The sequence below is a fragment of the Syntrophaceticus schinkii genome, from assembly GCF_000946815.1.
GTDB lineage: Bacteria > Bacillota > DSM-12270 > Thermacetogeniales > Thermacetogeniaceae > Syntrophaceticus > Syntrophaceticus schinkii.
This window is the reverse complement of the sequence record NZ_CDRZ01000232.1, coordinates 22523-34854: the sequence shown is the minus strand read 5'-3', so window position 1 is coordinate 34854 and position 12332 is coordinate 22523. Positions and strand designations below refer to the sequence as shown.

At 46.7% G+C, this 12332-nt stretch carries 15 protein-coding genes; all 15 read right to left on the bottom strand.

The window, feature by feature from the left end:
- Nucleotides 1-279 (bottom strand): transposase (locus SSCH_RS21890; protein WP_408645719.1); only part of this gene is annotated, 279 nt, incomplete at its 3' end.
- A 38-nt stretch (nucleotides 280-317) separates the two neighbouring features.
- The gene (locus SSCH_RS08730; protein WP_044665127.1) at nucleotides 318-1160 is read right to left on the bottom strand and encodes a hypothetical protein; all 843 of its coding nucleotides are present in this window, start codon (nucleotides 1158-1160) and stop codon (nucleotides 318-320) included.
- 151 nt (nucleotides 1161-1311) lie between these two features.
- Nucleotides 1312-2364, bottom strand: a complete 1053-nt coding sequence (gene cobA, locus SSCH_RS08725) for a uroporphyrinogen-III C-methyltransferase (protein ID WP_044665131.1) — start codon at nucleotides 2362-2364, stop codon at nucleotides 1312-1314.
- Nucleotides 2357-3286, bottom strand: coding sequence for a hydroxymethylbilane synthase (hemC, locus tag SSCH_RS08720; protein ID WP_044665126.1), 930 nt, complete (start codon nucleotides 3284-3286; stop codon nucleotides 2357-2359). Before hemC ends, cobA begins: the two co-directional genes overlap by 8 nt.
- Before the next feature lie 177 nt (nucleotides 3287-3463).
- Nucleotides 3464-4732, bottom strand: coding sequence for a glutamyl-tRNA reductase (gene hemA, locus SSCH_RS08715; protein WP_044665125.1), 1269 nt, complete (start codon nucleotides 4730-4732; stop codon nucleotides 3464-3466).
- Nucleotides 4708-5349 (bottom strand): precorrin-2 dehydrogenase/sirohydrochlorin ferrochelatase family protein, encoded by a 642-nt coding sequence (locus SSCH_RS08710; protein WP_044665124.1) that lies wholly within the window; start codon nucleotides 5347-5349, stop codon nucleotides 4708-4710. The genes hemA and SSCH_RS08710 overlap by 25 nt, the downstream gene beginning before the upstream one ends.
- A 56-nt stretch (nucleotides 5350-5405) precedes the next feature.
- Entirely contained in the window at nucleotides 5406-6152 is a 747-nt protein-coding gene (tatC, locus tag SSCH_RS08705) for a twin-arginine translocase subunit TatC (RefSeq protein WP_044665123.1), read from the bottom strand.
- A gap of 21 nt (nucleotides 6153-6173) precedes the next feature.
- On the bottom strand, nucleotides 6174-7142 hold the full coding sequence (locus tag SSCH_RS08700) for a polyprenyl synthetase family protein (RefSeq protein WP_044665122.1): 969 nt from the start codon (nucleotides 7140-7142) through the stop codon (nucleotides 6174-6176).
- Nucleotides 7143-7246: 104 nt separating this feature from the next.
- The gene (locus SSCH_RS08695) at nucleotides 7247-8755 is read right to left on the bottom strand and encodes a menaquinone biosynthesis decarboxylase (RefSeq protein ID WP_332306921.1); all 1509 of its coding nucleotides are present in this window, start codon (nucleotides 8753-8755) and stop codon (nucleotides 7247-7249) included.
- A gap of 3 nt (nucleotides 8756-8758) precedes the next feature.
- Entirely contained in the window at nucleotides 8759-8941 is a 183-nt protein-coding gene (locus SSCH_RS08690; protein ID WP_044665121.1) for a hypothetical protein, read from the bottom strand.
- Complete coding sequence (locus SSCH_RS08685) at nucleotides 8938-9597, bottom strand: hypothetical protein (protein ID WP_044665120.1); 660 nt, start codon at nucleotides 9595-9597, stop codon at nucleotides 8938-8940. The genes SSCH_RS08690 and SSCH_RS08685 overlap by 4 nt, the downstream gene beginning before the upstream one ends.
- Nucleotides 9598-9610: 13 nt before the next feature.
- Nucleotides 9611-10489, bottom strand: a complete 879-nt coding sequence (locus SSCH_RS08680; RefSeq protein ID WP_044665119.1) for a CoB--CoM heterodisulfide reductase iron-sulfur subunit B family protein — start codon at nucleotides 10487-10489, stop codon at nucleotides 9611-9613.
- On the bottom strand, nucleotides 10490-11056 hold the full coding sequence (locus SSCH_RS08675) for a 4Fe-4S dicluster domain-containing protein (protein ID WP_044665118.1): 567 nt from the start codon (nucleotides 11054-11056) through the stop codon (nucleotides 10490-10492). It abuts the gene before it with no gap.
- A 271-nt stretch (nucleotides 11057-11327) separates the two neighbouring features.
- Nucleotides 11328-11714, bottom strand: coding sequence for an adenosylmethionine decarboxylase (speD, locus tag SSCH_RS08670; protein ID WP_044665117.1), 387 nt, complete (start codon nucleotides 11712-11714; stop codon nucleotides 11328-11330).
- A 255-nt stretch (nucleotides 11715-11969) separates the two neighbouring features.
- A complete protein-coding gene (locus tag SSCH_RS08665; protein WP_156972202.1) occupies nucleotides 11970-12332 on the bottom strand; it encodes a hypothetical protein in 363 nt (120 codons plus the stop codon).

The window sequence follows — 12332 nt, the reverse complement described above, 5'->3', positions numbered from 1 at the left end:
TAGCATAGCTGCGCCTGTTTCATGTACAGGAAAAGCCAGAAAAGATTGACCGCCAAAAACAATAAACCACAAAATGACTTGAAAAGCGACTTCCTGATGAATAAAGCAATGCCCCATGTTCCAGTTCCCTTTAAGTTCATGATATCCCGTGTTTTCTATTTCCCACCTCCGATGAATAATTTCCCGGATTAGCTCCGGGGGTGCTTCATTTTTGCTTAAGGTAGTAGCTACCAGAATTTCGTGTCTTTCGATGGCTTCCTGACGTTTGCCACCTACTATTGCATAGCCATACCTGCTCTCAACGATCTTGACGACCCTTAAGGTTTTTTCATTCCATCCCAGCTATTGAACTGTTCTTCATCCCAGGCAGAGATGTCTAGATGAGTGGTGGATGACTTATCCTCTCGCCATGTTTTGGCTGGCACTTGACGGCTGAATAGTCCTTCCGCATCCTTGACAATGTGCATCCGCTTATCTTTTAGCCGAACTACAAGGTGGATGTTTTTGCTGCACAAGTGGTTGATAAAAGGAGCCTTGGCAAAGCCGGCATCAACCACCACTATGTCAGCAAAATGTTTATATACCTGGTAGAGCCAGTCAACCAGCCTCTTGGAAGCTGTGGTCTCGCCCTCCCCCGGCTTGATCGGTTCAAAACCTAAAATGATCGGCGGTTTGCCACCCACTATCTGGCAGGTGACAATCTTATGCTCGTAGGTAGTCGTCCCATCCTGGTGATGCACTTCCTGGCAGGCGTTACAGCATCGGCTCTGAGTTCTGAATATACCTGTGCCGTCAATAGCCGCTACACGGTAATGATCAATGGTCGGCAACATCTTGCTGCGCCGTGCTTTGTTGATTACTGCTATATACAGCTTTTTAATCGGTTCCAGTTCCATTCCAATAGAACTGTGACGGATGGTATCTGCCGAGGGTGGCCTCTGTTTCCTGGGTAGAAGCTTTTTAAAACTCTCTTTTGCTCTGCGCTCAAGTTCTTCCAAACTTTGCACCTGCAAAGCAAAGCCTATCAGAAGTGTTACCCAGATAGTACCCGGTTCTATCTCTGGATCTTTTCTTTCATCTTTTGCCCATTTTGTACAGCCCTCAGGCAGGAATACCTTGTTGATGTATCGAAGAAAATCTTTGAGCCACCGTTTCGACATCGGTGGTAACACCTCCTGGAAATGATGATTTGATCGTTGTTGCTTCCAGGAGGTTTTTGTCATTAGTTATGTTTTTTCCTGCCTGTTTGGTTTAAAAAATGCGAATTAATAAAATTTTGCTTTTATACTGCGTTGCTTGCACCGCAAGAACTTAGGCGATCACCTGCGGAGTTTCTGCCGCTGTTGCGGGGCCGATAGCTGCCAGTTTACCCCTCAGGCAGCGCACATCTATTTTATTTGCCCGCAGTTGTTCAAGAAAAAAGAAGACCCCATTGGCACTGGTGAAAATAAGCCAATCATATGTGGGAAGTTGAGAAAAATCCAAACCACAATCAGCTGTTGCCTCCAATTCTATTGCCGGAAGGCACAGGGGTTCTCCGCCCTGCAAAATAATCTCCTGAGCCAGTTCACGGGCCTGGTGCCGCGGGCGAGTAATCAAGATCCTTTTGCCAAAAAGGGGCTGTTTTTCTCGCCACATCAGTTTTTCCCTGAGTGTCACCACATTCCCTACCACAAAAACAGCGGGAGGCCCACACTCAGCATCCCTGGCGAGGTCTTCAATATTGGCCAGGGTTCCTACAACTGTTTGCTGCTCTGCCCTGGTCCCCCAGCGGATCAACGCTGCAGGGGTTTCCCTCTTCCAACCCTCATCCAGAAGACCACTGATAATAGCATTAAGATTTTCATATCCCATCAGATAAATTGCTGTAGCACTTCCATCTTCTTTGAGTGGTATAGGACCACTATCACTGCGCCTGTGTCCTGTGATCACAGTTAGAGCAGAAGCATGATCCCGATGGGTGACGGGAATTCCCGCATAGGCAGGCACTGCCACTGCAGAGGTAACACCGGGAACAATTTCAAAGGGCAGCCCGTTATCCACAAGAGATTCTGCCTCCTCACCACCACGACCGAAAACAAAGGGATCACCACCCTTAAGGCGGCAGACAACCTTCCCTTTCCTGGCCTTTGTCACCAGGAGAGAGTTGATCTCCTCCTGTTTAAGGGTGTGCCGGTTTGTTTCTTTTCCTACATAGATAAGTTCTGCATCCGGGCGGCAGTAGGTCAACATATATTCGCAGGCCAGGCGGTCAAAAACCACTACATCTGCCTGTTCTAAGCACCATAAGCCCTTCAAAGTTAAAAGAGATGCATCACCGGGACCCGCCCCAACAAGGTAAACAATGCCTTTCTTCTTATTCACAGGTAAGTATCTCCTTTGCACCGTTCTTTATTAATTCTTCTGCTACAAACTGGCTGGCCTCCAGTGGATTTTGCACAGAGCAAGTTCTCTCTGACCTGATCATCTGAGTGCCGTCAGGTGCGGCAACTACTCCCTGCAATCTAAGAGTATCCCCCTCCACCTGAGCGAAGGCACCCAGGGGTATCTGGCACCCTCCCCCCAGAACCTGAAGCAGCGCTCGCTCGGCATAAACCGCCTGGCGTGTCCGGTAATCATCAAGAACTTTATAACAGATATCCTTTAGGAAGTCATCACCCTCACGTATTTCCAGAGCGAGAGCCCCCTGCCCTGGGGCCGGGAGACAAACTTGCGGAGGGATCAGTGAAAAATCTACATTTTCACGGCACCCAAGGCGCATCAATCCTGCCGCAGCCACAATCACCCCATCAACATTACCGCTGGCCAGTTTCCGCAGGCGAGTATCGAGGTTGCCGCGGATGTCCATCACCTTGAGATGGGGATAATAATGCCGGAGTTGGGAGGCGCGACGCAAACTGCTGGTTCCGAGAACAGAACCCGCGGCAAGATTCTGTAATGGAGTATTGTCTCTTGTCACCAAAGCATCAAAGGCCAGCCCACGCTCAGGCACTGCTCCAAGGACAAGCCCGGGGGACAATTCCACCGGAAGATCCTTGAGGCTGTGCACTGCAAAGTCTACTTTACCGCTCAACAGCGCCTTTTCCAGTTCTTTGGTAAACAGACCCACTTCTCCCCCGGTCACCAGGTCTTTGAAGGGCCTTCTATCTTTGTCACCTTTCGTAGAGATGACAACCTCTTCAATCTCCAGTTCTGTGTATTTTTCTAAAATTTTTTCTATGATCAGGGCAGTTTGCCGACGAGCCAGTTTGCTTCCCCTGGTCCCTGCCCGCAGTCTTTTTCTCACTTTAGGTTATCCCACCTTGAAAATAGATATTTGAGCTATCTTTAAGAACATATGTCACCGTTCCAACAAACTTCAAAACCGATTTAACAAACGTTTTCATCCTCTGATGATCTTGCCATAAAGCAGCATGGTGTCTGCTCTAAAAATACATTCTGCCGCAGAAACCAAATAAGTAAATTACTCAAGCCTGACCCCAAAGAAGTCTTCCAGCATCTCTCCATAAACCTGTCCATCACCCCTGCTGGCGTATTCCTTTAAGCGCATTGTAGGTGTATGGAGCAGTTTATTGACAATGGAGTACGCCATGCTCTTGATCACTTTTTCCGTGCGGGGGTCTGTTTCCCCCAGGCGGTTAAAACAGCGCCTCAATTCTTCCTCCATGATCTCATTTCCTTTTTGCTGGAGAGCCCTGATCGTGGGAACCACCGTCAAAGCGCTGGCCCAGTTTAGAAATTCACCCACAGCTTCCAAGAGCATACCCTCAGCCTCCAGGGCCGCTTTCCTGCGCTCCTGCATCCCTTCAAGAACTACCTCTTCCAGGTCATCGATATTATAGAGAATTACACCGGGGATCTCTTTGACAGCTGGGTCAATATCTCTGGGAACCGCAATATCTATAAAAAAGAGTGGTCTCTGTCTCCCTTTGGCCATCACCTGACGAACCTTTTCAGCATGAATCACAAAGTGAGCAGCAGCTGTACAACCGATAACAATATCGGATTTATCCAACCTTGTCAAAAAGTGATCATAGCGAATAGCCTCCCCGCCGTACTCCTGGGCAATATTACAGGCTCGAGCATAGGAGCGGTTGGAAACCAGAACTGTCTTTACACCACGGGCAATCAGGTGCTTCAATGCCAGTTCCCCCATCTCACCTGCCCCGATGATTAAAACAGTGCAGTCACTGAGGTTCCCAAATACAGAGCGCGCCAGTTCCACAGCAGCATAACTAACCGATACCGGGTGCTGATCGATAGCCGTCTGGCTGCGGAATCGCTTTCCAAATCTGATGGCATCCTGAAAAAGGGTGTTAAGAATTTTATCGCTTGTTTTCATAGAGCAGGCATACTGATAGGCATCAATTACCTGACCCTGGATTTCGGTTTCACCCAAAATCATGGAATCGAGTCCTGCTGCTACACAAAAGAGGTGTTCAACAACCTCCTCACATCTCCAAACATGAAAATAGCGAGATACCTCATCTTCAGATAACTGTGCCAGCCCGCAAAGATACCTTTTTAGGTCACAGGTACCATCCTGCACCCGAAGAACACTGGCATAAATCTCTGTACGGTTACAGGTTGAAAGCACGATAAACCCGCCAACAGAAGGGAACCCCTTTAGATCTGTGACAACAGACTGCATCATGCCGCTGCTGAAAGCCAGTTTCTCACGTACCTCTACCGGTGCTGTACGGTGGTTCATTCCAAGAGCGATGAGATGCATGCTTTCACCTGCTTTCTGAGTACCTCCATCTTTTCTTCATCGAAATCAGCCAGAGTGCCCGGCGGCAGGATTTCCTCCAGGAATTTGCGTCGCCTTGCTGGATCATCTACCTGTTCCCGAATAAGGCGGCGTACCTGGCCGAGTGACACCACCAGTTCTGCGTATTCCGGTCCAATCAGCTTTTCCAGCTCCTCCCTAAGCCTTCTGGCAAACAAGGGGCTGTTACCCCCTGTGGTAATACTGATACATAAAGGCCCTCTCTTGATCATAGAAGGAACAAAAAAGCTGCTCAACTCCGGATTGTCCACCACATTAACCGGGATATGGAGGGCCTCGCAGTATTCCGCTATTTGACTATTTAATTCTGTGTTATCTGTTGCACAAATTACCAGATATACCCCATCCAGGTCAACCTTTTCAAAGATGCGCTTGATATGCGTGATTTTTCCCTTTTGAACCTCTCGCTGCAACTCTTCTGTTAATTCAGGACTTACCAGGCGCACCTGAGCCCCACATTCCAGCAGGCTTATTGTTTTCCTGGCAGCAACACTGCCCCCACCGACCACCAGGCAGCATCTTCCCTCAAGCTTTAAGACAGCAGGATATAAACCAATCATTCTTTATATTGCCCCTTTGATAACAGAAAATTTAACTCTCTTCACCGGCTAATTTTCTAAACTTGGCGTCCTTTTTTTTTTGTGACAATTTTGGCTACTATTATACCGGCCTCATAAAGGATGATCATAGGAGCAGCCATGATCAGCTGTGATATGGGGTCGGGGCCAGGTGTCAGTATAGCGGCAAGAATAAATGTGATCACAATAGCATACTTCCTGTTGCGAACCAGCCATTCCGGGGTAACCACACCGATGCTGGTAAGAAAATAAACAACCAACGGAAGTTCGAAAATAAGACCAAAAGGGATCATAAAGGCTAAAGTAAAGGAGAGATACTTGCTGATTGTAAGCATAGGATCAAACTCACTGGCCAGTTTGATCAGCACATAAACCGCGATGGGGAAAACAGTATAGTAAGCAAAAACAACCCCACCTATAAAAAGAATAATGGAGATCGGTACAAGCCTATATAAATATTTTTTTTCATGTGGATATAGTGCCGGCACGATAAAGCGCCACAACTGCCAGATCAGCACCGGGGCGGCAAAAACTGTACCAGTGATAAGAGCAATTTTGAAGTAGGTAAAAATACCCTCAGTTATGGCAGTATAAACAGGTTTAATTCCCTGTTCTGCCAAAGGCTTGGTGATAATAGCCACAATCTGTTCAATAAAAGCAAAAGAAATGATGCTGGCAATAGTAATAGCGATCAGTGATATAATGATCACTTTTCTAAGTTCCTCTAAGTGACGCAATATACCCATTGTTTGTTTATCTTTATCTGGTGCACCATTATCTGCCATGACAGCCTCCTGAAAGGTGGTTTAAAAGTCTCGCGTCCCGATGAAATCGGTGAGTGCTACCAGGATTCTTCGCGGTGGCATATCCGGGAGGTAATAAAGTTCTTTTGTTGCCTTCCGGAGATAAAGGTCACATAACCGCTGTGCAGTCCTTAATGCTCCGGCTCCCTCGATCAGTGCAAAGGCCTGCTCCCAATCATTTTCGGTTTTCGGGTTTTTATCAATTATCTTTTGCAGCTGTGGCCCCCTTATCTTGTCCTGAAGGGTGTAAATCACCGGGATAGTGATGATCCCCTGCCTGAGATCGCTGCCTACCGGTTTGCCGCAAACCTTCTCCGAACCAATAAAGTCAAGGATATCATCGGTGATCTGAAAGGCTATCCCCAGATAGTAACCGTATTTTTTTAAGTGCCAGGTGAGGTCCGGGGGGGCTTCTCCGGCCAGAGCACCGATCGCACAGCAAGCAGAGATGAGAAAGGCTGTTTTACGCTGAATACGTCGCAGGTAAGTCCTCAGCCCAAGGTTGGTATTTCCAATATTATTGATCTGCTCAATTTCACCTTCACACATCTCCAGACTCACTCGAGTAAGAGCGCAAATGATTTCCTGGTTGCCATATTGGGCAACGATTTTGAGGGCTTGGGCGAAAAGATAACTCCCTGTTTGAAGTGCAATTGCGTCCCCCCATTGGGAACATACTGTTGGCAACCCGCGGCGGGTAGCAGCGCTGTCTATAACATCATCATGCACCAGTGTTGCCATGTGAATGAGCTCGATGGCTACAGCAAGCTGACCAATTATCTGCAGATCATATTTAAAAAACTTCCCGGATAGAAGCACAAAGGCAGGCCGCAACCTCTTTCCCCCTGCTTGAACCAGGCGTTCCGATGATTCACCCAATAATGTCGGTGAGGACCTGGCATGCCTGTGAAGCTCTTTTTCGACATAGGCCAGATCGCCATTTATTTCCCCCAAAATATCCTGATAGGACATCAAAACCAACCACCAAGCTAGATCAATTTATGTAACGCTGTATGTAATTTTTCTGTATAAGAAGAAAAAAACCTTTTTCTTTACTGATATATATTCCCGAGTTCCTATTTATCATGTTCTTTAAACCCATATTCTTGCCACCTGGAGGTCACCAGTTCCTTGATCTCCTCGTTCATGATAATTTCATCGGGCCATTCCCGTTGATGCCCTTCTCCTGCCCATTTTTTGGTGGCATCGATCCCCACCTTAGATCCATAAGCAGGTAGTGGTGAGGCGTGGTCGAGTACCTCCAATGGCCCATCCACAACCATAAGGTCCCTTTTGGGATCGGTGTTATTGTAGACACGCCACCAAACCTCAGACATGTCCTGTACATTCACATGGTCATCCACAACAATGATCATCTTGGTGAACATCATCTGCCCCATCCCCCAGATGGCACACATGATCTTTCTGGCCTGACCCGGGTAACTCTTCTTGATAGAGACCACAGCACAATTATGGAAGACACCCTCCAGCGGGAGATTTATATCTACAATTTCCGGCATAAACATCTTCAATAGAGGAAGAAAGATCCTTTCAGTTGCCTTGCCTAAAAAGCAGTCCTCCATAGGGGGTTTTCCTACTACAGTAGCTGGATAGATGGCATCCCTTCTATGGGTAATACAGTTAATATGAAAGACAGGATAAAGGTCCGCCAGAGAATAATACCCTGTGTGATCGCCAAAAGGGCCCTCAAGTCGCTGTTCATCTAAATCAACATACCCCTCCAGGATGATCTCTGAGTGGGCAGGCACCTCCAGGTCCACAGTTTTGCATTTAACCATTTCCACCGCCTGTTTGCGGAGAAAGCCGGCAAAGAGCATTTCATCAATACCATGAGGAAGAGGTGCTGTGGAGGCGTAAGTAGTTGCCGGGTCACCCCCCAGACTGACCGCAACATCCATCCGCTTACCTAACTTCTGGTGAGCGCGATAATTTTCCGCCCCATTCTTATGTATATGCCAGTGCATTCCAGTAGTCTTTCCATCAAAAACCTGCAGGCGGTACATCCCCAGGTTGCGCCCACCTGATTGTGGATCTTTTGTAAAAACCACAGGGAGAGTAATATAGCGGCCTCCATCACCCGGCCAACACTGGAGTATCGGGAAGATATCAAGGGTAGCCTCCTTACCATGGAGAATAACCTCCTGGCAGGGAGCGGTTTTCACCAGTTTTGGCGCCCAGGAGCCGACTTCCGCAAGGCGCGGCAAAATCTTTAGTTTGTCCAGGAGACCTCCCGGCATATCCTGAAGCTCCAGGAGTTCTGAAATCCGTGCCCCAATTTCATCAAGCTCATTAACACCCAAAGCCAGGGCCATCCTTTCAAAACTACCGAAGGCATTGATCAACACCGGGTAGGAGGACCCCTTTGGTTTTTCGAAGAGCAGTGCCGGACCATTCATTTTGCTGACACGATCTGTAATCTCAGTGATCTCCAGCACAGGGTCCACCACAGCACTGACTCGCTTCAGCAAACCCTTTTTCTCTAAAACTGCAGTAAATTCACGTAGATCCCGATAAGCCATAACATCCACCCCACAGTTTTGTAATTTACCTTTTGGCAGAAGCATTTCTCAGGCACTGCAGTATTCAAAAACTCTCTGCGCAAAAATTACCAGTTCCCTTCTGCTCTGGGAGTCGGGCAACAGGGACAGCACTTGAAATCCCTTTTCCAGGAACTCATCTGCAGATAGTAAATTATATCCTTTCTTGCGAATACCGTAAGCAATTCCAAAGGCTGTACCAAACTCTTTCAACAGTGAATGCTCTCTTTTATCACAGCCTGCAAACAACCCACCCAGGGCACAACTCTCCCCGTAAAAAACCCCCGTAACTGCTTGTGGAGCCATTCCTTAATCTCAGTTTTGCCAGGTTTACTTCTCTTCAGTCTGTGCTTTTCTTCACTGGAAAAACCTTCATTCATTGCGGTAATCAACGCCGAAAACCTCTCCAACAGGAAAAGCTTCTCTGTTTCATAGAGCAGATGAAAGAGATGGCTGCACAGATAATCACCTGTTAGAATAAACATCTGCTGTTCTTTCCCCCTGAGGTCTCCTGCCAGATTGAGGAATTTAGTTCCCAGATACACTAATTCCATAAATACTGCGGGCAGGTATTGATCTCTTTCCTTGGAAAAAATGCGTCCACTGAAAAGCACCAAACCCGGGGGGAGCAGATATTCATAATCAGATGGCTGCATAAGCTCTTTTAGCAATAACCTGCCTGCGGGGCGCAAAGAGGCAACCAGCCTCCCAAAAACCACCCGCAGTTCTTGCTCTATAGGATGCCATAAAGGCGGTAAAACCCGGGGTAAGGGAAAAATGTATCCCTCCACTAATAAGGGGTTCTTTTCAGGATAAGAACCCCTCTTTTTAGAATATTTGTCATTGTTGGATGTAATTTTACTATTCACGCTCACAGTTGTCTTAAGCAACTCCCACTTTCTTCAAGATGCTTGCCGGGTCAACAAAGAGTTTCTTCATCCCCAATGATATCGGATCTAATCCTAAAGCCAACCCAATTAACTGGGTGAAAAAGGGTATAGGCATCCTGTAGCTGACACCGTATTTTTTCTCTACAGTTACCTGCCGCATATCAAGGTTTGCCTGGCACAACGGGCATGCAGCAACAATACAATCCGCACCTGAATCCCTGGCAAACCTTAGAATATCATTACACAACTTCGTGCAATGATCCTCTTCTGTCACACCAAGTGAAGCCCCACAGCACTCAGTTTTATAAGGCCAGGGGAGTGGTTCTGCCCCCAGAGCCCTGACTATGTTGTCCATAGCCTGGGGATTTTCAGGGTCATCAGCAAACTGCATTACTTTAGGAGGCTTAACAAAAAGACACCCGTAATAGCATGCCACCTTTAACCCTTTCAAGCTTTTCTTTACTCTCTTTTCAATCTCGGAAAGGGTATCAGGATTTGAAAAGACATCAAGGTAATACCTGAGTTTAACCTTACCGGTATAGGGCCGCTCCAATAATGAGTTTACCTTCTGTTTCAGGTCTTCATCCCGGCCAAGTTCATATTCCACTGCAGCAAATCTGGCATGACAAGCCGCACAGGGAGCTACAAGTTCTGTTACAGGCAGTGTTTCAGCTAAAGCCATTACCCGGGCTGGAAGAGCAAGAGATAAAAGATGATCTGTCATATGTGCAGAAGATGCGCCACAGCAGTTCCAATCGGGTACCTCAAGAAATTGGATACCTAGAGCCTCTGCAACAGCAAGGCTGGACATTCCATACTCCATACCACCGCTTTCCAATGAACAGCCTGGATAGAATGCATACTTTGACATTTACTTCCCCTCCCGTATCGTCTGATCAAAAATATTCTTCATTTCTTTACGTCCCTTGATCCGGTGGGGAAACATCGACGCTTTTCCTTTCAGCATCAGCGGCAATCCAAACTGCATATCCTTCATGTAGTTACCCGTTTTCAGGTTGTTCTTCATGGCCATACCCGGTTCAAACAGACGACCAAAGCTCTTGACTGTCCACAAGAAGGATTCATTGAAACTAATCACATAATCTGCCTTACCCACATAACCCGCTTTGATTGCCTCCTGGCGCAGGGTATCCATCACACGGGCAACATCAATATCCCTGATACAGCGGGTTGTACAGGTGCTGCATCCCATGCATACCCAGATTGTTTTGGAATTCAATACCTCTTCCTTCATTCCCAACATCAGCATCCGGATAATCTGGTTCGGCGGGTAATCCATTGCTACGCTGCCCGGGCATCCGCCAGAGCATTTAGCACACTGATAGCACTGGCGAATATCCTGTCCGCTCTCCTCAATCACCCTGTCCACAAACGACCGATTTTGATCCATTACCTGATACAAGTTTACCTTGCCCATCGCGACCCCCTCTTAAAAGCATATAATGTCTCATAAATAGCTATTCTCCCTTTTCTCAATAATTCCTCCTTAAAAACAAAAGATTTTTCTTATAAATCTTCATAATGGTATTTTATACCTGGAGAAAAATTAAATAATGAGCTTCCAAACATAGAAACAGGCATCCTAAAAATATAATAAGCCTTACATTCACTCTGTAAGGCTTATTACCTAACCTTTTTGCTTATCAATTAAGCTTTCTAATAAGCTTTCTAAAATAAATATCTCCCTCCTATTGGTTGACAGCCACCCTGGGGCCTGTTTCCATGATCCCCCTTCTCATCTCAGTTGCTGTTATGTATTCTGCCTGAAATTTTTCCTTGAGGTACTTGCAGGCATCCCAGGGGTTCACCTTTTCCCCGCATGTAAAAACATCAACCGCTGCATAGCCCAACTCAGGCCATGTATGAATTGCCAAATGTGACTCTGAAATAACTACCACACCACTTACCCCTTGAGGACTGAATTTATGGAAAACACTCTCTCGAATCTCTGCTCCTGCAAAAAGAGCTGCATCAATCATATAGCACTTCACTATCTCCGTATCATTCAATGTTTCAAAGGTACAACCATAAAATTCAGCTAATACATGACGCCCCAAAGAGTTGACATTGACCATTTCTCAACCTCCCTTGATAATGTTTTTTCGACATGTTTCTCTATATCCCTAAAATAATCTTCTTAAATTTTAGCACCTCCCGATGTTTTGTCAACGCAATTTTTAGAGGGAGGTGACAGGGGACGATTCTCTTTGACGGCTAGTTGCAGTCCCTGGCAGGCCGAAATGGATCTCTGAGGCCGGAGATTGGAGTTCAATGTTTGAGAAATGTGTGTCAAGCCATTTTGGTGATTGATACAATATGGCTATGAGAGGTTATAATAAAGTTATTTGTTCCCGCAGCACTAAGTAAAACAATGTTGCCGCAGGGAAGATGATGGCTGTGGCGGCTGCAACAATTCCTGAATCATTGAAAATTAAAGCTGTAAAAGCCCCCAGCACTCCCCCGGCAAGACCCGCGGCTATAGCAGGATTCTTTGTCAACAGACGCCTGAATATTCCCACGGGACGATAAAAAAGGATCCCCAGAGCCAGCAGACTGCACAGCAGCACTCTCGTCCAAATTGTGTACCTGATCAACTTATAGTTCATGGCCAGTTTCCTGACAACCACTTCCTTAACCGCAGTTAAACCAGAGGTCTGAACAGCAAACGCAAACTGGCCAAAATGTGACCGCAT

Bases quoted from the DNA above. Each gene is read 5' to 3' on its own strand.
- SSCH_RS08730 (WP_044665127.1), bottom strand. From the start codon at position 1,160: ATGTCGAAACGGTGGCTCAAAGATTTTCTTCGATACATCAACAAGGTA.
- hemA (WP_044665125.1), bottom strand. From the start codon at position 4,732: ATGCATCTCATCGCTCTTGGAATGAACCACCGTACAGCACCGGTAGAG.
- SSCH_RS08710 (WP_044665124.1), bottom strand. From the start codon at position 5,349: ATGATTGGTTTATATCCTGCTGTCTTAAAGCTTGAGGGAAGATGCTGC.
- tatC (WP_044665123.1), bottom strand. From the start codon at position 6,152: ATGGCAGATAATGGTGCACCAGATAAAGATAAACAAACAATGGGTATA.
- SSCH_RS08700 (WP_044665122.1), bottom strand. From the start codon at position 7,142: ATGTCCTATCAGGATATTTTGGGGGAAATAAATGGCGATCTGGCCTAT.
- SSCH_RS08695 (WP_332306921.1), bottom strand. From the start codon at position 8,755: ATGCTTCTGCCAAAAGGTAAATTACAAAACTGTGGGGTGGATGTTATG.
- SSCH_RS08680 (WP_044665119.1), bottom strand. From the start codon at position 10,489: ATGTCAAAGTATGCATTCTATCCAGGCTGTTCATTGGAAAGCGGTGGT.
- SSCH_RS08675 (WP_044665118.1), bottom strand. From the start codon at position 11,056: ATGGGCAAGGTAAACTTGTATCAGGTAATGGATCAAAATCGGTCGTTT.
- speD (WP_044665117.1), bottom strand. From the start codon at position 11,714: ATGGTCAATGTCAACTCTTTGGGGCGTCATGTATTAGCTGAATTTTAT.
- SSCH_RS08665 (WP_156972202.1), bottom strand. From the start codon at position 12,332: ATGCGGTCACATTTTGGCCAGTTTGCGTTTGCTGTTCAGACCTCTGGT.